Source organism: Parvimonas sp. M20 (assembly GCF_035282425.1).
Taxonomy (GTDB): domain Bacteria; phylum Bacillota; class Clostridia; order Tissierellales; family Peptoniphilaceae; genus Parvimonas.
The window spans coordinates 1-20848 of record NZ_JAYKBQ010000003.1 but is presented as its reverse complement, the minus strand read 5'-3'; the positions used below and the strand labels follow the sequence as shown (position 1 = coordinate 20848).

General features: G+C 25.8%; 24 protein-coding genes. 4 read left to right on the top strand and 20 right to left on the bottom strand.

The window, feature by feature from the left end; translation table 11 throughout:
- Position 1: 1 nt before the first annotated feature.
- Genes rpoD through rsmD form a run of 11 tightly spaced genes read right to left on the bottom strand, consistent with a single transcriptional unit; the run spans position 2 to position 8235 of the window.
- Positions 2 to 1150 (bottom strand): RNA polymerase sigma factor RpoD, encoded by a 1149-nt coding sequence (gene rpoD / locus VJI93_RS02200; RefSeq protein WP_323998924.1) that lies wholly within the window; start codon positions 1148 to 1150, stop codon positions 2 to 4.
- On the bottom strand, positions 1143 to 2954 hold the full coding sequence (gene dnaG, locus VJI93_RS02195) for a DNA primase (RefSeq protein ID WP_323998922.1): 1812 nt from the start codon (positions 2952 to 2954) through the stop codon (positions 1143 to 1145). Before dnaG ends, rpoD begins: the two co-directional genes overlap by 8 nt.
- Positions 2955 to 2959: 5 nt before the next feature.
- Positions 2960 to 3658, bottom strand: a complete 699-nt coding sequence (locus VJI93_RS02190; protein WP_323998921.1) for a DNA recombination protein RecO — start codon at positions 3656 to 3658, stop codon at positions 2960 to 2962.
- On the bottom strand, positions 3639 to 4535 hold the full coding sequence (gene era, locus VJI93_RS02185) for a GTPase Era (RefSeq protein ID WP_323998920.1): 897 nt from the start codon (positions 4533 to 4535) through the stop codon (positions 3639 to 3641). The genes VJI93_RS02190 and era overlap by 20 nt, the downstream gene beginning before the upstream one ends.
- Before the next feature lies 1 nt (position 4536).
- Entirely contained in the window at positions 4537 to 4932 is a 396-nt protein-coding gene (gene cdd, locus VJI93_RS02180) for a cytidine deaminase (RefSeq protein ID WP_323998919.1), read from the bottom strand.
- Positions 4933 to 5304: a diacylglycerol kinase gene (locus tag VJI93_RS02175; RefSeq protein WP_323998917.1), complete on the bottom strand. Its 372-nt coding sequence runs from the start codon at positions 5302 to 5304 to the stop codon at positions 4933 to 4935.
- The gene (gene ybeY, locus VJI93_RS02170) at positions 5288 to 5758 is read right to left on the bottom strand and encodes an rRNA maturation RNase YbeY (protein ID WP_323999114.1); all 471 of its coding nucleotides are present in this window, start codon (positions 5756 to 5758) and stop codon (positions 5288 to 5290) included. Before ybeY ends, VJI93_RS02175 begins: the two co-directional genes overlap by 17 nt.
- Entirely contained in the window at positions 5758 to 6726 is a 969-nt protein-coding gene (locus tag VJI93_RS02165) for a PhoH family protein (RefSeq protein WP_323998916.1), read from the bottom strand. The genes ybeY and VJI93_RS02165 overlap by 1 nt, the downstream gene beginning before the upstream one ends.
- A gap of 11 nt (positions 6727 to 6737) precedes the next feature.
- A complete protein-coding gene (locus VJI93_RS02160; RefSeq protein WP_323998915.1) occupies positions 6738 to 7211 on the bottom strand; it encodes an ATPase in 474 nt (157 codons plus the stop codon).
- Positions 7211 to 7690 carry a pantetheine-phosphate adenylyltransferase gene (coaD, locus tag VJI93_RS02155; protein WP_323998914.1) on the bottom strand — a complete coding sequence of 160 codons (480 nt, stop codon included), beginning with the start codon at positions 7688 to 7690 and terminating at the stop codon, positions 7211 to 7213. The genes VJI93_RS02160 and coaD overlap by 1 nt, the downstream gene beginning before the upstream one ends.
- Positions 7691 to 7692: 2 nt before the next feature.
- Positions 7693 to 8235, bottom strand: a complete 543-nt coding sequence (gene rsmD / locus VJI93_RS02150) for a 16S rRNA (guanine(966)-N(2))-methyltransferase RsmD (RefSeq protein WP_323998913.1) — start codon at positions 8233 to 8235, stop codon at positions 7693 to 7695.
- Between the two features lie 270 nt (positions 8236 to 8505).
- On the opposite strand from rsmD, the gene mgtE (VJI93_RS02145) reads away from it, so the two are divergent.
- Together mgtE (VJI93_RS02145) and mgtE (VJI93_RS02140) are read left to right on the top strand one after the other, a co-directional pair.
- A complete protein-coding gene (mgtE, locus tag VJI93_RS02145; RefSeq protein WP_323998912.1) occupies positions 8506 to 9900 on the top strand; it encodes a magnesium transporter in 1395 nt (464 codons plus the stop codon).
- Positions 9890 to 11266: a magnesium transporter gene (gene mgtE, locus VJI93_RS02140; protein WP_323998911.1), complete on the top strand. Its 1377-nt coding sequence runs from the start codon at positions 9890 to 9892 to the stop codon at positions 11264 to 11266. Before mgtE (VJI93_RS02145) ends, mgtE (VJI93_RS02140) begins: the two co-directional genes overlap by 11 nt.
- A 77-nt stretch (positions 11267 to 11343) precedes the next feature.
- Here mgtE (VJI93_RS02140) and VJI93_RS02135 read toward each other — a convergent pair whose 3' ends face one another.
- Positions 11344 to 11982 (bottom strand): XRE family transcriptional regulator, encoded by a 639-nt coding sequence (locus VJI93_RS02135; protein ID WP_323998910.1) that lies wholly within the window; start codon positions 11980 to 11982, stop codon positions 11344 to 11346.
- Positions 11983 to 12149: 167 nt separating this feature from the next.
- Between VJI93_RS02135 and VJI93_RS02130 the strand changes: the two genes are divergently transcribed.
- Entirely contained in the window at positions 12150 to 12281 is a 132-nt protein-coding gene (locus VJI93_RS02130) for a hypothetical protein (protein ID WP_323998909.1), read from the top strand.
- A 148-nt stretch (positions 12282 to 12429) separates the two neighbouring features.
- The gene (locus VJI93_RS02125) at positions 12430 to 13035 is read left to right on the top strand and encodes a Maf family protein (RefSeq protein ID WP_323998908.1); all 606 of its coding nucleotides are present in this window, start codon (positions 12430 to 12432) and stop codon (positions 13033 to 13035) included.
- Positions 13036 to 13109: 74 nt separating this feature from the next.
- Here VJI93_RS02125 and truB read toward each other — a convergent pair whose 3' ends face one another.
- The 8 genes from truB to VJI93_RS02085 form a co-directional block, all read right to left on the bottom strand.
- Complete coding sequence (truB, locus tag VJI93_RS02120) at positions 13110 to 14003, bottom strand: tRNA pseudouridine(55) synthase TruB (RefSeq protein ID WP_323998907.1); 894 nt, start codon at positions 14001 to 14003, stop codon at positions 13110 to 13112.
- The gene (locus VJI93_RS02115) at positions 13993 to 14982 is read right to left on the bottom strand and encodes a DHH family phosphoesterase (RefSeq protein WP_323998906.1); all 990 of its coding nucleotides are present in this window, start codon (positions 14980 to 14982) and stop codon (positions 13993 to 13995) included. The genes truB and VJI93_RS02115 overlap by 11 nt, the downstream gene beginning before the upstream one ends.
- On the bottom strand, positions 14960 to 15352 hold the full coding sequence (rbfA, locus tag VJI93_RS02110) for a 30S ribosome-binding factor RbfA (RefSeq protein WP_323998905.1): 393 nt from the start codon (positions 15350 to 15352) through the stop codon (positions 14960 to 14962). The genes VJI93_RS02115 and rbfA overlap by 23 nt, the downstream gene beginning before the upstream one ends.
- 9 nt (positions 15353 to 15361) lie before the next feature.
- Positions 15362 to 17929, bottom strand: a complete 2568-nt coding sequence (infB, locus tag VJI93_RS02105) for a translation initiation factor IF-2 (protein ID WP_323998904.1) — start codon at positions 17927 to 17929, stop codon at positions 15362 to 15364.
- A 15-nt stretch (positions 17930 to 17944) separates the two neighbouring features.
- Positions 17945 to 18214: an RNase P modulator RnpM gene (rnpM, locus tag VJI93_RS02100; protein ID WP_323998903.1), complete on the bottom strand. Its 270-nt coding sequence runs from the start codon at positions 18212 to 18214 to the stop codon at positions 17945 to 17947.
- Positions 18215 to 18222: 8 nt separating this feature from the next.
- Positions 18223 to 19338, bottom strand: a complete 1116-nt coding sequence (gene nusA, locus VJI93_RS02095) for a transcription termination factor NusA (RefSeq protein ID WP_323998902.1) — start codon at positions 19336 to 19338, stop codon at positions 18223 to 18225.
- Positions 19339 to 19348: 10 nt separating this feature from the next.
- Positions 19349 to 19813 (bottom strand): ribosome maturation factor RimP, encoded by a 465-nt coding sequence (gene rimP / locus VJI93_RS02090; RefSeq protein ID WP_323998901.1) that lies wholly within the window; start codon positions 19811 to 19813, stop codon positions 19349 to 19351.
- Positions 19814 to 20594: 781 nt separating this feature from the next.
- Positions 20595 to 20848: hypothetical protein (locus VJI93_RS02085; RefSeq protein ID WP_323998900.1), on the bottom strand; the 254-nt coding region annotated here is incomplete at its 5' end.

Sequence of the window (20848 nt, the reverse complement as noted above, 5' to 3'; positions counted from 1 at the left end):
TCTATTCCAAGAAATCTTTTAATTTTTGGCTTCTGCTTGGATGTTTTAATTTTCTAAGTGCTTTAGCCTCAATCTGTCTTATTCTTTCTCTAGTAACCTCAAATTCTTTACCAACCTCTTCTAAAGTTCTAGGTGTACCATCATTAAGTCCAAATCTAAGTTCTAAAACTTTTTTCTCTCTATCTGAAAGAGTACTCAAAACTTGATTTAATTGTTCTTTTAACATAGAAAAATTTGCTGCTTCATCTGGAGCAATGGCTGTTTCATCTTCAATAAAATCACCCAAATGGCTATCATCTTCTTCCCCAATAGGAGTTTCCAAGCTTACAGGTTCTTGAGCAATTTTTCTTATTTCATTTACCTTGTCAACTTCTATTCCCATGTGTTCTGAAATTTCTTCGTTTGTAGGTTCTCGTCCAAGTTCTTGAACTAATTGTCTTTCTATTCTAACTAATTTATTTATAGTTTCAACCATATGAACTGGAATTCTTATAGTTCTCGCTTGATCAGCTATAGATCTAGTAATTGCTTGTCTTATCCACCAAGTAGCATAAGTACTAAACTTAAAGCCTCTTCTAAAATCAAATTTTTCAACCGCTTTCATTAGACCCATATTTCCCTCTTGAATCAAGTCTAAAAATTGCATTCCTCTTCCAACATATCTTTTAGCTATACTAACTACAAGTCTTAAGTTTGTTTCTGCTAATTTTTTCTTAGCTTCAATATCTCCTGCTTCCATATTTTCTGCTAAAATTCTTTCTTCATCAGCACTTAACAAAGGTATTTTACCAATCTCTTTTAAATACATTTTAACAGGATCATCAATATTAAAACCCTTTAAGTCAGAAAAATCTTCTAATTTAATTTCTTCATCTTCAGGATCTTCTTTTTCATCTTCTAAATCAATTAAATCATCTGTAATTTCAAGATCCTCCAAATTTTCACTTTCATCAATAAACTCCACTTGATTATCAGCTAATTTTGATTTTATTTCTTCAATATCATCAATATCTATTAAATTAAACAAATCTAAAGATTCAAGATACTTGTTATTAACAAAACCGCCATGTTCATTAGCATATTTTGTAAGTTCCTCTATTATTAGAATTTTTACTTCATCATATTCAATATCATTTAATTTATTATTCATGATGAACCCCTTTCTCAATATTTTTAAGATTCCTGTTTAATTCCATCAACTTTTCTATATTGTAATTCAAATTCGATATTACTGATTCATTAGTTTTATCCATTTGTTTTAATTTTTCAATATTTAAAGTTGTTTTTCTAATTTCAAAATTTAAAATAGTTATATCAAGCAATCTATTATAATCTAATGCTGATAATTTTATCTTTTCATTATAACATTTAACTATATATTCTACAATTTTTAAATTCTCTATACTATTTTTAAATTCATCAATTAATACAGATGGAACAGTTATAGTATTATTTTCAGCATTATTTTTAACATAACTAAATATTTCAAATAAATTTGAATTTTTAGATAATTCTTCCAATTTATTAATAATCTTCAGTACGTTATTTTCACATCTCATTAGTAGTATGATACCCAATATTAAAACTTTTTTGTCAGAATTTAACAATAAATTCTCTGTCTTATAATTTATTTCAGTTTCTTCATCCTTTTTTTTAACTACTTTTTCTTTTTTATCATAGTTTAAAAAATCTTCTTTAAGTGAATTACTATCTAAGCCAAATTCATTAGAAATTTTATTTATATATAAATCTCTTAGTATATTAGTATCAATCTTAACTAAAAAATCTAATATCGAGTCATAAAAAATTGAATTATCTGTAATTGAATTAGAATTTTTTTTATTTTTCTTCAATATTTCATAGTTAAAACCATTAATATCATATGGAGATTCTATAAGCTTATTAAACTCGTCTAATCCAAATTTTTTTATATAATCATCTGGATCCAATTTATCCGGAAGCATTATTATATTAGGTTTTACTGAAATTTCATTAAATACAGCATTAGTTTTATCGGTTGCACTTGCTCCTGCGTTATCACCATCATAGCACAAATATACATTATTTCTAAAATATCTTTTAATAAGTCTTGCTTGGCTTTCAGTAAATGCAGTTCCAAGTCCTGCAACAGAATAATTTACACCACTTTGATACAAAGATATCACATCCATATATCCTTCAACAATTAAAATTTTATTTCTAATATTATTTTCTATTATTTTATCAAGAGCATAAAGATTATCACCTTTTTTAAATACAACACTTTCAGGAGAATTTAAATATTTTGCACTATCGTCTACAATAGTCCTTCCACCAAAACCTATAATTTTTTTACTTGTATTTAAAATAGGAAACATAATTCTATTTCTAAATCTATCAATATAATCTCCAGTTTTAGTTTTTATTATAAGTCCCAACTCTTCGGCGATTTCAATATCCATATTTTTTAATTTTAATTCATTATAAAGAGATTTCCAGTTTTCATCAGCATAACCAATAAAAAAAAGATTAATTGATTTTTGGTTAATACCTCTTTTTGATAGATATTGTTTAGGAACTGAATTTTCCATCATATTTTTATAGTAATACCTTGCTGTAAATTCGTTAATTTCATAATATTTATCAAGATTTTTTTTGTTATTAGTATTAAAAGAATTATCATATTCTAATTCAATTCCAAACTTTTCAGCTAATTTTTTTAAAGTACTAACATAATCTAATGAATCCATTTCCATAATAAATGAAATGCTATCCCCATGTTTACCACATCCAAAGCAATGAAAAGTATTTGTTTCTGGATAAAGAAAAAAAGAAGGTGTCTTTTCGCTATGAAAAGGACAATTTCCCATATAATACCTTCCACTTTTTTTTAAGGATACATAATCACTAACAACTGAAATTATATCCAATTTTTCTTTTATTTCTTCAATTTTTTCTTTCTTTATATAAGACATTTCTATCACCTTATGTTAAAACTTTTTAATTGATATATATTAAAATTTAAGCAGAATGCATTTATTAATATTCCAAGAATTCTTGAAAAATTCAAGTTAATACACTTTAAATCAATATTTTCTAAATTTTTAGAATTGTATAACAAATAAATATAATTGTATTCATGTTCATTAATTATATAGTTGTATTTATCCTTATACTTTAAGCTAGAATTTATAAGTAATTCAGATATATCAAAATTATAATTTTTTATATTTTTCTCGTCATCAAATAGTATATGATATCCATTAAAAAGCAAGTATTTAATTATAAAATAACTTAATATTATCTTATAATCTATTTTCTTTATTCTTAATACCTCATTTATTAAATCATATATTTCTATATTTTTTAATTCAGGTACACTAGTCTTTAAAATTATTTCTGAAAGAATATTCAAAAACAAAATATGCTCTTTAGATTTAAAAGAAAAAAATTCTAGTAGTTCATATTCATTACAATAGAAAAATTCGTTTCGGTAATTTAATTTAAAATTATAATTAGAGTACATGGATAAATACATTTCAATATTTTTAGTATAAATTGAGATAAGTCCAAACTCATCAGTATATACTCTAAATATTTTAGCATTATTTAAATAAGCATTTTCCGAAATAACAAAGCCATTTATATTATTATAAATACTATTTTCTAAAATATCCAAATTCTTTCACCTTAAATGATTTGTTTCTCCAATCGTCATCAATTTTAACAAAAAGTTTTAAATTAACTTTTGAATCTAAAAACTTTTCTATATCTAGTCTAGCAGACTTTCCAATTTTTAATATCATATCTCCATTTTTACCAATTACCATACCTTTATGTGATTTTTTCTCAACACAAATAATTGCATCAATATCAATAATTGGCTTATTTTTTCTTATTGAAAATTTTTCAATTAATACATTAACTCCATGTGGAATTTCATCCCTTAAAAAATTAAGAGCTTTCTCTCTTATTATTTCACTTACTATTTCTCTCTCAGACTGGTCTGTAATCATATCATCTGAGTAATATTTAGGTCCATAAGGTAAATAAGATTTTATACTATCTATTAAATTATATACATTAGTACCTTCTGAAGCAGATATTGGAATAATTTTTTCAAACAAGTCCATATCCTCATACTTTGAAATAAGTTTACAAAGCTCATCTGCATTTAATGTATCTATCTTATTAATAATACATAGTTTTGGAAGATTAATTTTCCTCAGCATATCAATTATTAAATTATCCAATTCTCTTATTTCAAAATTAACATCTACCATATACAAAATTAAATCTACATCTTTAAGAGAGCTTCTAGCTTCCTTTAACATAAATTCTCCCAATTTATTTTTAGGATTTTGAATACCAGGAGTATCAAGGAAAATAATTTGAGAATCCAATGAATTATATATTAATTTTAAATTAGATCTTGTAGTTTGTGGTTTGTTAGAAATAATTGAAATTTTCTCTCCTATTATTCTATTTAATAATGTTGACTTACCAACATTTGATCTTCCAACAATTGTAACAAATCCTGATTTTATATTGTCCATATTATAAATCCTCTGGACCAAAACTATAAGGTAAAATTTCTGAAAATTTTACTATCTTATATTCTTGCTCATTTTTTATTATAATTATCTCACAATCATCAGAACAAAATTCTCTTATAACCTGTCTACAAACTCCACAAGGATATGTTAAAGAATTTTCTTTTCCAACAACCGCAATTTTTGTAATCTTTTTTTCTCCATTATATACAGCTTTAAATATAGCTACTCTTTCTGCACAAACTGTAGGCGTATATGATGCATTTTCTATATTACAGCCACCATATAACTTTCCTGAATCAGTTAATACACAAGCTCCTACTTTAAAATTTGAATATGGTGTATAAGCTTTTTTTTGACTATCTAAAGCACAGTCTATCATTTTTTTATAAATATTCATTTAACCACCAATCATAACTATTATTTTGGGAACAAATATTAAAAGACCAACTATCATAGAAATAAAAGCTGAAACTAAAACAGTTCCCGATGCCATATCCTTTATAATTTTTACCTTAAAATTATATTCTTTACATAAAAAATCCATAATATTTTCAATGATAGTATTAATAATTTCTAAAGTCAAAACAACTGCTATCATAATCAATATTACAGATAATTCAACGCACGACAAACTTAAAATTAAAGAACACAACAATACTAACAAAGAAAATACAATATGAAATCTAAAATTTTTCTCTGTTTTAAAAATATATATTATTCCTTTGAAAGCACAAAGAAAACTTTCAAAAAAATTAGAATTCTTTCTCATTTTTAAAAACTTCCATCAATTTCATAGTTTCTTTTTCCTTATTTCTCATAACTAATTTGTCTGACTCTTCAATATGGTCATATCCAAGTAAATGAAAAACCGAATGACAAACTAAATATAATATTTCTCTATCAATACTATGCCCAAACTCTTTTGCTTGTTCCATAGATTTTTCGGTAGAAATAATAATATCTCCTAAAATATAAGGCATACCTTCTTCTGAAAACTCAAAATCCATTGGAAAAGAAAGCACATCCGTTTCTTTATTAATATTTCTAAATTCAGAATTTATATTTTTTATTTCTTCATTTGTAACAAATGATACAGAAACTTCAACATTACTTATTTCTCTATTTTCAACTCTTAAAGCTGTTTTAATACATTCAACTATTTTTGCTTTAAGATTTTCTGATACAACAAAAGAATCTTGTCTATTATCAAAAAGAACATTCATCATTTCTTCTCCACTAAACCATCTTCATATTTTGTATAAGCATCTATTATTTTCATAACTATACTATGCCTTACAACATCGGAACTATCAAAATAATTAAAATTTATTCCATTGATATTATTCAAGATTTTACTTACTGAAACAAGGCCTGAATTTTTTCTTCTACCTAAGTCAATTTGAGTAATATCTCCAGTAATAACAGCTTTAGACTCAAATCCTATTCTCGTTAAAAACATCTTCATTTGCTCATTAGTTGCATTTTGAGCTTCATCAAGAATTATAAAGGCATCATCTAATGTTCGTCCTCTCATATAAGCTAAAGGTGCAACTTCAATAATACCTTTTTCTTTTAGTCTAAGAAAATTATCATATCCTAAAATATTATACAACGAATCATATAATGGTCTTAAATATGGATCAATTTTTTCTTGTAAATCACCAGGTAAAAAACCTAAGTTTTCACCCGCTTCAACTGCTGGTCTTGTTAAAATAATCTTTGATACAGAATTATTTTTTAAAGCCTTAGCAGCCATCGCAATAGCTAAAAATGTTTTTCCAGTTCCTGCAGGACCTATACCAAAAGTAATTATATTTTCTTCTATTGCAGATATATATTTCCTTTGACCTAAAGTCTTAGGTTTGATAGGTTTTAACTTTGCATTTAAACATATAACATAATCTAACCAATCATTTAATATATCCTTATTTTCGCTTTTTACTTTCTCAATTACATAAGAAATTTTTTGTTTATCCAAACTTTCTAATGACTTATCTCTAACTAAAAACTCAATAGTTTTAATACATAGTAAAACCATTTTTTCATCTCCAGTTATAGACAAGCCTTCATTACTATTTTTTATAGAAACGTCAAATTTTTTAGAAATAAAATCTATATTAGAATCTAAATTTCCAAATAAATTCCTAATATCTTCAATATCTAAAATCAAATTTTCAGTAACTTTGTTCATTATTTCTCCAATTATTTTCTAATTTCATTTCTGTTATTATCTAAAACAGTAATTATATCTCTTAATCTTTCTTGTGTTTTAGATAAAACATCATCAACATAAGTATTAGTTTGCATTTTTATAGTCTTTGCATTTTGTTCAGCTTTTAGTAATATGTCATTTGCTTTACTTTCAGCAGCAACCACTACGTCACTTTCATTGATCATTTGTTGACATCTTAATTCAGCAACGGATTTAATTTTAGAAGCTTCTTTATTAGCTTGCTCTAAAATTTGATTTGCATCTTTAGTAGCTTCATTTAAAATTCTATCTTTTTCTGCATTAACCCACTCTGCTTGTTTGATTTCTTCAGGAATATTTTCTCTCATTTCTTTAAGTATGAAAAATAATGCTTCAGAGTCTACCATAACTTTCTTTGAAAAAGGTAAACTTGAACTTTCTTCCACCAAGTCTTCAATACGATCAATTAATTCTAAAATTTCCATTATTCATTCCTCCTAAATTTTTCACTTAATATATCTAAAACAACCTTATCTACATATGGTTCAATATTACCACCGTTAAAGAATACATCTTTAACAACAGTTGAACTAATATGTTCTTCCGAAGATTCAGAAAATAATAAAATTGTTTGTACCCCACAAAGCTCTTGATTTACTTTAGCATTAATCTTCTCAGATTCAAAATCTAAAGTATTCCTAACACCTCTTACTAAAATGTTGACATTATTATCTTTAACATAATCACTCAATAACCCAGAATATATATTTATATCAACATTATCATACTTTTTAAATATCTTTGAAATAATATTTTGTCTTTCTTCAAGTGTAAAAAGTGTTTTTTTATTCATATTATTTAAAATAAGTATATCTACAGAATTAAAAATTTTTAAAGTTTTTAAAATAATATTTTTATGACCATTAGTTAAAGGGTCAAAACTACCCGGAAAAACTACCTTCATTATTATTTTTTCCTTTCTAAAAATATCACTCTAGTCTTAGAATATTTTTTTTCTTTTATTACATCAAAGTCTTCAATAATTATATCCTTATCTGTTTCTATAATGATTATTCCATCCTCATTTAGAATATTGTAATTCCAAATGAAATCTAAAGTGTTTTTCATGTAATCATTTCTATATGGAGGGTCTAAAAATATATAATCAAATCTTAAATTATTTTTGTAAAAATAATTTAAACATTCCATATAATCTTTTTTTATAATAATTGATTTTTCCAAAAATTCAGCATTCTCAATATTTTGCCTAGTAATTTTTATACTGTCATCAGAAAAATCACAAAAATAAGCCTTATCTGCACCTCTACTTAGAAATTCAATTCCAATAGCACCACTACCAGAAAATAAATCTAACACAATAGAATTTTCATCTATTTCAAACAAAATATTAAAAATTGACTCTTTAATTTTATCTGTAGTTGGTCTTACTCTATAATCTACAGGAGATAATAATTTTAATCCTCTCTTTTTTCCAGATACTATCCTCATTTTTCAACCTTAATCTTAAAATAATTATACTTAAATCAAATGACTAATTAATAATATAATTAATACAAATATATTCATAATAAATTGTACCATAAAAATATTATATTTTCAACATTTTATTAGAAGTTTTTAAAGATACAATTAATACTTAGTTTAATTATTTTAAATTTCAATTAATAATTTTATTTTAAAAATAGTTTTTTATAAAATGTAAAATATGATATAATGTATTTGAATGTATTTTACAAATTTTTATTAAGGAGGAGATATATGGACTTAAAAGAAAATTCTTTAGAAAAAAGCAAAAATATTGCTAATGAATTAAGAATTTCATTAGAAGAAAAAAATATTTTTCATTTAAGAGATTTGATTTATGATACAAATGAAGTAACCCTTGCAAATATTTTTGAAGAATATTTTGAGATTAAAGAAATTCTATTTATGTTTAAGGTTATTAAAAAAGAAAAAACGGCAGAAATTTTTGCTTATCTTCCTCAAAATATGAAACAACAAGTAATAAATGGATTACAAGATCATGAAATAAAAGTTATGTTAGACTATATGTTTACGGATGATATAAGTGATTTTCTAGAAGAACTTCCTGCAAATATTGTTAAAAGAGTTTTAGATTCAGCTTCTAATCAAAGACGAAGTGAAATAAATATGATTTTAAATTTTAAAGAAAATAGTGCTGGTTCTGTAATGAGCACTGATTATGTTGAACTAGATCCAGAAATCACAGCAGATGAAGCACTAAAAATGATTAAAGATAAAGAAAGACTTGCTGAAACTATTTCTTATTGTTATATAACTAATGATCAACATATACTTTTAGGTTTTGTTTCAATGAAAAGCATATTGTTAGCTTCATCAAATACGCTAATTTCTGAAATTATGGAAACAGATGTTATATCTGTTGAATGTGATGAAGATCAAGAAGAAGTTGCAAAAATATTTACAAAATATGATTTATTAGTACTACCAGTAGTAAATGATCAACATAGACTTATTGGAATTATTACTATTGATGATGTGTATGACATTATTCAAGAAGAAGTTACAGAAGACTTACAAAAAATGGGTGGTATCACACCTATAGAAGGTTCTTATGTAAATATGTCGATAATTGAAATGGTAAAAAGTAGAATCACTTGGCTTTTAATACTTATGATTTCTGCGACAGTATCTGGATTTATTCTTGCAAAAAATACTGACTTAACACTAAAATTTCCATCTTTAGTAATTTTTATACCAATGCTTATGGATACTGCAGGAAATGCTGGTAGTCAATCAAGTGCAATGGTGGTTAGAGGTATTGCTATTGATAATTTAAATATAAATGACTTTAAATATGTAATAAAAACTGAATTTTTAAACTCTTTAATTTTAGGAGCGATATTATTTACTGTAAATATATTAAGAATTCTAATTTTTATGCCAAATATTTCTATGTCTATAGCAATCCTAATTTCAGCAACTATTTATATAATTATAACTATTGCAAATTTAATTGGTGGAATTTTACCATTATTAGCTAGCACTTTAAGACAAGATCCTGCATCAATGAGTGGCCCGATTTTGACTACAGTTTGTGATGCTATTTCACTAACAATATATTTTACTCTTGCATCTTTATTTTTAGGAGGTGGAATTTATGGAATATAATTTTTTAGAATATAGTAAAGAACAATTATCTTCCCTACTTCCTGAATTAATAAAAGAAAAAAAAGTCTTATTAATAAGAGAAATTTTTGATGAATATAATATAGTTGATTTAAGTGAAATATTTAGTGAATTAGAACTTGATGAAGCAATTTTTGTTTTTAAAATCTTACCAAAAGACATTTCTGCTGAATTATTTACTTATTTAGATTCATTGCATCAAGAAAGATTAATATCAGCATTATCATCTATGGAAGTAAAAAGTATTTTAGATAATATGTTTAGTGATGATATAATAGATTTTCTTGAAGAAATGCCAGCTAATGTTATTAAATACATTTTAGACAATGTACCTTCAGAACATCGAAAAGAAATAAATACTCTTTTAAGTTATGAAGAAAATACTGCTGGATCTGTAATGAGTACTGGCTTTGTAGAACTTTGTGAAGAAGATACAGTTGAAGAAGCAATAAAAAAAATTAAAGAACAAGCCGAAATTGCGGAAACGGTCAATGTTTGCTTTGTAATTAATACAAAAAGAGTTCTAGTTGGAATAGTAAATTTAAGAGATATCATTATTTCAAAAAATGATAAGTTAATTTCAGAAATAATGGATAAAAATATTCATTATGTATATACAAACACAGACCAAGAAGAAGTTGCCCATTTATTGAGTAAATATGACTTAACAACTATTTGTGTATTAAATAATCAAAATTGTCTAATTGGGATTGTTACTGCAGATGATGTTTTGGATATTTTAAATGAAGAAGCAACCGAAGATATTCATAAAATGAGTGGTATTGTTCCGACAGATGGATCTTACTTGAAAACAGGAATTAAGGAAATGGTAAAATCAAGAATATCTTGGCTTTTAATTCTAATGATTTCTGCAACTTTTACTGGATATATTTTACAATATTTTGAAGATAAACTAAGTGCATTAGCTATTTTATCAGCATCAATTCCAATTATAATGTCGACTGCTGGTAATGCAGGAGCACAAAGTTCAACTATGGTAATAAGAGGAATTGCTGTCGATGATTTAAACATAAAAGATTTTTTTGTTGTTCTAAAAAAAGAATTAACTGTTGGACTACTTTGCGGACTAATATTATTTATCACTAATTTTATAAGATTATATATTTTCGGATCCAAAAGCACAACTTTTGCAATAAGTTTTGTGGTTAGCCTTACAATAGCAATTTCGTTGATTTCTGCGAATCTAGCGGGTGGAGTACTTCCATTAATTGCAAAGAAACTAAAAATGGATCCAGCAAGTGCAGCTGCACCACTTATAACAACTATTGTGGATGCAACCAGTTTGATAATATATTTTATGTTAGCTATAGCTATTCTAAAAATTTAATATTTAATATAAAAAAGTGTAGATAAACTGATAAAATATCTACACTTTTTATATTTAACATTTATATTATTTTTTTACTATAAATTAACACAATACATAACAACCTTTCCTAAAATGCTAAATTCATCATCTTTTGAAAATTTTAAATCCGTAAATGAATGATAAGTAGAACAAGGTCTAAAAATTATATCTTCCCCATCTCTAAAAAATAATTTTAAACTATATTCTCCATTTTCAGAAAAGACTACAATATCTTCATCTTCTAAATTATAAACTGGATAATTCAGTTTAACAGCAATATAACTTCCATTTGGTATTACTTTATTCATACTCTCTCCATTAACATGCATTATAAGAATATCATCGTCATTTGCATAAGGTCCCATAACAGAATCACTTATTTCTATTTTTTCAAGCTCAACATCATAGTTAGGTCCATCAGGTAGCCCTGCAGAAACACCATAAGGTAAATAATTATATATTGATGCCTTTGTAGAATTAGGAGTATTTGAATAATGCTCCCATCCTAAAATTTCTATTGGGCTTGAATTATAAATTTCTGCTAGCTTCAATAATCTATCTATTGGAATATTTGTTATTATATCATTTTCATACTTAAATAAATTTTGTTTACTTGTGCCAATTAGTTCACCGGCATCTTGCAGTGTAAGATTAGCTTTTTGTCTAAGCTCTTTTAATCTTTCTCCTGTTGTCATATTATCACCTCTACTATTCTATAATAATTATACAACAAAATAACTTAAAAAGCAATTTATTTTCTAATTTTTTTAATTTTTTCAAAAAAAGTAGCTTGACAAGTTATTTTTTGTGTTGTATAATAAAAGTAACTTAAAAAGTGATTTATTGATTGGAGGAAAGAATTATGCAAAAAAGAAAAAATAGAAATTCAGAGTTCAACACTTTAGAAATGGTGAAATTACTATTATCTTTTACAACTTTCACTTTGTCTTGTTTTTTCATGATAATGTATGGAGTAACTGGAAAGTTGATTTAATATAAATTATAAATTATTAAGTAATAATTTTATATTCTATTAAAAGTTGAGTAATACTGGATTAAAAAACATCTTACTATTGTAAAATATTGAGATGTTTTTTTATTTTTGATATAATTTAATTATAAAAATTTGTTAGGAGAATTTTATGGATAATTTTGATATAATATTAGCTAGTAATTCACAAAGAAGAAAAGAACTTTTAAAATTCATATTTAATGAATTCAAAGTGATTCCTGCTAATATTGATGAGAGAAATTTAGAACAAAAGTTTTTAAGTAAGACATCTAAAGATGACAAGTCAAAATTTAGTGAATTATGTGATATACTATCTTTTGAAAAATGTAAAGATGTAGCTAAAGATTACAAAAGTGCTTTAATTATTTCAGCAGATACAATTGTCTATGATGATATGTATTTGTTTGGAAAGCCAAACAATTATGAAGAAGCAAAATATATGTTAGAATATTTATCTGGAAAAGAACATATTGTCCAAACCTCAGTTACAATATACTTTAATAATGCTTTCTCAACATTTTCAGAAAAAAGTTATGTATCATTTTATGACTTGGACGAAATTCAAAAAGAAACAATTGAATCTTATATTAAAAATGAAAATCCATACGATAAAGCTGGTGGATATGGAATACAAGATGGTGCTAGTCTTTTAATAAAACATATAAATGGTGACTATTTTAATATCGTTGGACTTCCAATTTCAAAACTGAATAGAAAATTATTAGAAATTATATAGTAAAAAATCTAGTGTTTAGTCACTAGATTTTTTCAATTTATTATATAATATTATTCAATTAAAAATTTGAAATACTAGATATCATCAACTTTATAGAATATGTTTCTCATTTTTAACAATTTTCCATTTTCTTGTGGAATAAGCTCTCCGATACCAATAAAAATATCATCACAATATATTTTAAATATTCCTTCTTGTTCAATATTAAATGTTTTTCTAAGCCCATTTGAAATATGTTTAAAATATTTTTTATCAAAATTTATGCTTCCATATTCAAAAACATCTTCTACATTAATTAATGAATTTTTTAATTGCATTTCATCAAATTTTTTAAGTCTTTCTAATGATAAAGCATTTTTAATTGTAAATATTCCATATTTACTTCTACAAAGAGAACTCATATAAGCAAAATTATCAGTATCTAAAGCTATATCATTAAATAGTGTACGAATATATGTTCCTTTGGAACAATTTACTTCAAATCGTATCTTATTATCATAAAAATTAAGAATTATGAGAGAATCAATTTCAACCTCTCTTTTTTCTCTTTCTACTTCAATACCTAATCTCGCATACTCATATAATCTTTTTCCATCTTTTTTTAAAGCAGAATACATTGGAGGTATTTGCCAAATTTTTTTGCTATCATATTTTTTTACAACTTCAAAAAATTGATTTTTATCTAAACAAATTTCCTTAGAGTTAAGACTTTGCCCCCAAATATCTAAAGTATCGGTCTCTATTCCTAAAGTCATTTCTCCAACATAACATTTCCCCATGCTTTGAATATAATCGACAATCTTTGTAGCATTTCCAATGGCAATAGGTAAAACCCCTGTCGCATTAGGATCAAGCGTTCCCGCATGACCAACCTTTTTAGTTTTATATAACTTTCTAACAATATTTACTACATCTCTACTTGTAAATCCTTTTGGTTTATAAACATTTAATATACCATTAAAATTCATTTGGATACTCACTTTTTAATTTTTCTAAAAACAAATTAACAACGGATTCAAAATCACCATCTATAACACAACCAGCTGCTCTTGTATGTCCTCCACCATTAAAATGACTACATATTTTAGAAACATCTACAAATTCTTTACTTCTTACACTACCTTTAAATAAATCTTCTTTCATTTCTTTAAATAGAATAGAAACTTCAAATCCATTAATATCTCTATAATAATTTACGATATCATCAACCATATCCATTGTTAAATCGGTACCTTCAAAATCAGACTCAAACATTCCTATTACTGCAACCTTATTGTCAAAGTATAATTTTGCTCTATTTATTAATTTGTTTTTTAGCATTTCAACTTCAAAAACATTATTTTGATAAAGTTTTTTATAAATATAATCTTTATCTGCACCTAAATCATAAAGATTAGCACATACTCTTAAAGTAGAAGACGTAGATGATTCATATAAAAATCTATAAGTATCAGTATTTATTCCTACCAACAAAGAATCAGCAATATCTTTTGAAATCTTAAAATCAAATTCTTTAAATAAATTATAAACTATTTCACAAGTTGAACTCATATTAGGAAACACATAATTTAAGTCTCCAAAATAATCATTAGTCTTATGATGATCTATATTTATAGTTTTTTTAGCTCTTTTTCTAAAATGTTCACCAATATCTCCAGGTCTGTCTATCTCACCACAATCAACATAAATCAATAAGTCTAAATCTTGTTCTTCAACTTCTTTTATATTGTCAATAGTTTCAAGAAATAACAAGCTTTTTGGAAAGTCATCTACTTTTATTCCAAATATATTTTTATTTAGATTCTCTCTAATTCCGAGTATTACAGATATTGTGGATCCTATATTGTCTCCATCAGGATTTTTATGAGAAATAACTCCAATATTTTCAGATTCTTTTATTACATTTAAAATATCACCAGGACTATTATTCTTCATCAACATTACCATATAATTCTCTCTTTTCTCTATCCTCTTTAGAAACTTTTATTATTAATTCATTCATTAAAGCTGTTTTTTCAAATGATTCATCTAATTTAAAAATTAACTTTGGAGTATGTCTCAAATCTAATGCATCTGAAATTCTTTTTTTCATATACCCAGTTGCACTTTCAAGACCTTTCATAGTTTTTTCTTTAGTTTTTTCATCTCCAAAAATACCAATGCTAACGTAACAAATGCCTAAATCATTTGTTACGCTAACTTTTGTTATATTTGTTATTGATGGATTTATTCTATTATCTTTAATTCCGTTATAAATAGCATCTGACAAAACTCTATTAATTTCAGATTCTATTCTCCCAAGTCTTTTTGTATTCATAAAAAACCTCTATCTTTCAACTTCCTTATCAATATAAGCTTCAATTATATCCGTTTCTTTTAAATCATTATAGTTTGCAATTCCCAATCCGCCTTCATATCCAGTTAAAAGTTCTTTTGCATCATCTTTAAATCTCTTCAACGAACTAATTTCACCTTCATGTAAAATAATTCCATCTCTAAGAAGTCTTACTTTTGCATTTCTTGTAACTTTACCATTTAAGACATAAACTCCAGCTACGGTACCTATTCCCGGAACTTTAAATGTTGCTCTAACTTCAGCTCTACCAATTACTTCTTCAACAAAAGTAGGAGCTAACATTCCTTTTACAGCTAATTTAATATCTTCAATTGCATCATAAATTACTCTATATGTTCTGACATCAACATTTTCATGTCTTGATAAGTCGATTGCTCCTTGTGAAGGTCTAACGTTAAATCCAATTATTATTGCATTACTTGCAGCAGCCAACATTACATCAGATTCGTTAATTCCTCCAACTGCACCATGTATTATATTAACTTTAACTTCTTCATTACTCAATTTTTCTAAAGAATTCTTAACAGCGTCTACAGTTCCTCTAACATCTGTTTTAATAATAATTTTAATTTCTTTTAAATTACCATCTTGAATTTTATCAAATAAATCATCAAGAGAAACTTTGTTTCCAGATGAAATCATATTTTCTTTTTGAACATTTATAATTCTTTGAGCATATCCTCTAGCTGTTTTTTCATCTTTAACTGCATATATAAAGCTTCCTGCTTCTGGTACTTCTGAAAGACCTAAAATAACAGCTGGCATTGAAGGTGTAGCTTTCTTAATTTTCTTTCCTTTATCATCAAACATAGCTCTAATTCTTCCTGTAGAAGTTCCTGAAATAACTATATCTCCAGAATTTAAAGTACCCTTTTGTACTAAGATTGTTGCTACTGGGCCTCTACCTTTATCAAGTTGTGCTTCAATTACAGTTCCAATAGCCATTCTATTTGGATTTGCTTTTAATTCTTCAACTTCAGCAACCATTAGAACCATTTCTAGTAATTCATCAATTCCTTCTCCAGTTTTAGCTGATACAGGCATAGTGATTACATCTCCACCCCAATCTTCAGGTAGTAATCCATTATCTGAAAGTTCGGTCTTTACTCTTTCAGGATTAGCTCCTTCTTTGTCTATTTTATTAATAGCTACTATGATTGGAACTCCCGCATCTTTTGAATGGTTAATTGCTTCAATAGTTTGAGGCATAACACCGTCGTCTGCAGCTACTACAAGAATAGAAATATCTGTAACTTTTGCTCCCCTAGAACGCATTGCTGTAAATGCTTCGTGTCCAGGAGTATCTAAAAATACTATTTTACTATTATTAATATTAACTGTATAAGCTCCTATATGTTGAGTAATACCACCTGCTTCTTGTGTTGTAACTTTAGACTTTCTAATATAGTCTAATAAAGAAGTTTTACCATGGTCAACATGACCCATTACTGTTACAACAGGAGGTCTTGTTATCAAATCCTCTTTTTTATCTTCATAATCTAAAGATAAAATTTCATTTTCTTCAGTTATTTCAGGTGTTTCTAATACAACTGTTTTTCCAAACTCTTCTGCAATCAAGCTTGCACAGTCAAAATCAATTTCTTGATTTAATCCTGCCATTATACCTAATGCAATTAATTTTGAAATTACTTGAGAACTACTAACTCCTAAACTTTCAGAAAAATCTTTTACTGTTATACTTTCTGGTATTTTTATTTCTCCAACATTTTCTACCTTGTTTTCAAATTCTAGATCACTATCACTTTTAGTTTTATGATTAGCTTTATTTTTCTTCTTAGCAGGCTTTAAAATAAGATTTGGATTTCTATCTTCCCTCATTTTGTGCTCGTTTAATGACTTATTTTTCTTATTTTTTTCTTGACCTTGTAAATGTGTTTTTCTTGCATCTCTTTTTTCAATAGCTGGATCAACTACTTCTACAACATCATCTAAAAATTCTTTATTTCTATCAGCAAACTTTCTTCCGGAATCTTTTTTATCCCTTCCAAAGTTTCTATTATCTTTACTGAATCCTTCTTTTTTGTCTTTATTAAAAGGTTTATTATCTTTATTGAAATTTTGTTTTTTATCCTTGTTAAAACCTTCTTTTTTATCTTTACTATAATTACCTTTTTTATCTTTATTAAATGTCTTATTATCTTTACTGAAATTTTGTTTGTTATCTTTATTATATCCTTCTTTATGTCCTTTATTATCTTTATTGAATAATTTATTATCTTTTTTATAACCTTCTTTTGAATTTTTATTATCTTTATTAAAGTTATCTTTTCTTTCTTTATTAACATTATTTTTCTTTTTATCAGGCTTATTTTCAGTTTTAACTACTTTTTTCTCATCTTTTTTATTTTTTTCTGCTTCAATTTTTCTAAAATGTCCAATTACAATTTCTAAATCTTTTCCTTCAAGGATAGACATATGACTCTTCACTTCTACACCTAATCCAGTGATTATATTAATTAATTCCTTGCTTTGAAGATTTAACCCCTTTGCAAGTTCATGTACTCTAACTTTACTCATACTAGCACCCCTTTGCTATTCAATAGAATCTACATAATTTGTTAATTCATCATAAAATTCACCACTAATTTCTGATTCTAATGCAATATTTAATCTCTTATTTTTCTTGGCTTTATTAACACATTTATTTGAAATACAGATGTAAGCACCTCTTCCATTTTTTTTTCCAGTTATGTCTAATAAAATGCCTTCTTCTTTATTATTAACAATTCTCAATAATTCTTTTTTTTCCTTTTGTTCCCCACAAGCAACACATTTTCTCATAGGAATTTTTTTCATTTTCATAAATACACCTATAACTCATAACCATTATCTATAAATTCTTGTTCTCCATCAAAACCAACTTCAATTAAGCCGTTTTCAACATCTTCTCTATATTTTTCTAAACCTTTAATATCTATTCTCCAATTTGTAAGTTTAGCTGCAAGTCTTGCATTTTGTCCCTCTTTACCAATGGCTAATGATAATTGTGAATCTGGAACTATTATTCTTGCTCTATTTTCACTTTCATTAGTAAATACCGCTACAACTTCTGATGGACTTAAGGAGTTTGATAAATATTCTTTTACATCTTTACTATAAACGATAATATCAATTTTTTCTCCTCTTAACTCTTTAATAATTGAACTAACTCTTGACCTTTTATATCCAACACAGGCTCCAACAGGATCTACATCATCATTTTTAGAAAAAACCGAAATTTTTGTTCTACTTCCTGGTTCTCTAGCAATAGATTGAATTTCGACCGTTCCGTCTAGTATTTCAGGAACTTCCAATTCAAATAATCTTAAAACAAAATTAACATCTGATCTTGAAAGTAAAACCTGTGCTCCTTTAGGGGTATTCTTTACTTCCTTAACATAAAATTTTAATCTTTCTCCTACACGATAAACTTCATTTTTTATTTGTTCAGGTGGAGTTACAATTGCTTCAAGTTTTCCTAGATTAATAAATAAATTATTCCTATCTATTCTCTGAATTTGTCCTGAGATAAGTTCTCTTTCTTTATCTTGAAAATCATTATAAATTACTTCTCTTTCAGCATCTTTAATCTTTTGAATAACAATATTTCTTGCAGTTTGAGCAGCAACTCTACCAAAATCCATAGTTTTTAATTTTATAGGCACTTCATCTCCTAATTTATACTTTGTACTAATACCTTTTGCTTCATCCAAAGAAATTTCTGTTATATTATCCTCAACAACTTCAACTACTGTCTTTATCGCAAAAAGCTCAACTTTTCCTGTAGTTCTGTTAATATTTATTTTTACATTTTCATATTCTCCAAAGTTTTTTTCATAACTTTTTAAAAGTGCTTTTTCTAAAGAATCAAAAATTATCTCTTTAGAAACACCTTTTTCACGTTCGATTTCATCTAATGCTCTTAAAAAATCCGTTGTTCCTTTCATCATTTTCTCCTTAAATTTCAATTTGTGATTTAATTATTGCAATATCTTTTCTTAAAAAATCAACATTTGACTTTCCAATTATCAAAGTTAAATTTTCTTTATCAAAAGATTTTAAATTTCCAATAAACTCTTTTTCATTATTTAACTTTTTATAACATTTTACCAAAATTCTTTTTCCAATAAATGTTTCTAATTCTTCATCATTTTTAATTTCTCTTTCTACTCCAGGAGATGAAACCTCTAAAAAATATGAATCTTCTATAGGATCTACTTCATCTAACCAATCACTGACAATATTGCTTGCCATTTCACAAGAATCTAAATCAACGCCTCCTTCTTTATCGATAAAAATTCTTAACACATTTCCTTTAGGCTCTTTTACATATTCTGCACCTATAAAGTAAATTCCATTTTCTAAAAAAATATTTTTAAAAGTTTTTTCAATAATTTTTAATAATTCATTTTCTTTTTTCAATTTTGTCTCCTTTCAATCATGAATTAAACTAAAACGAAAGAGTGGGATGCCCCACTCTTTGTTTAGAAAGAATATTTTTAATTATTATAACATATTTTTTTAAAATTTTCAACTAATTCTAATTTAAATCACCTATTTTTTGTTGTGATGTAATTAACGTGAGATAAAAGGCATAAAAAAAATACACATAAACTAAATCTGTAATATTTACATCACTCATAATCTAATCCTCAAAATATTCTATATTTGCCTCTAATTTTGTATTGTTTTTTGAAGGTTTAATTTCCTTGAAGTCATCATCTTCATATCCAACAACACCAATTTTTTTGTTTCATAAATTTCTGAAATGGTAGCATAATATTTTCCATTTATTAAAAAATCACAATGCCAATATCCTGTCATATAATTTTTTCTATAACTTGTAGTTTTTATTTTTTCAATTTCCTCGCCATTTGTTAATTCAAAATTATTTACAAAATATAGAGCTAGCCTCTCTTGTCTTTCTCTAAATTCTTCTTTATGCTTTTATCTGTTTCCATTTAAACTAAAAGCCATAAAAACACCAAATATTAAAATTATTATCAACCCAAAAATATATCTCTTTTTCATTTTATACCTTCCTAGCATTAAATTATATTAATATTAAAAATAGAAATCTTTTTATACTCCAGTTTTTTATCAATTTTAACTAAAAGCTGACTATAATAGTCAGCTCCTAGTTAAATCAATTTTGATAAATTATTTATATTAAATTCTTTTAATAAGTCTTTTATTCCTGTTTTTATTTCATCTCTTTCATCCATAAATCATAATCCCTTTTTAAATATGCATCATTTGCCAACATTTCTTCAATGGTTTTATTTACCTTTTCATACAACTCTATAAAATTTTCATTTATTTCTTTCGCTTTTTCTACTTTTGGATCAAATTCTTTTTTTATTCTTTCTACTGTAGTATTATAGGTTACTCCACCTTCCATATAGGCAGTTCTTGCTTCTTGTGGTGTTAAATGAAATCCAGGTGGGACTTCTAATG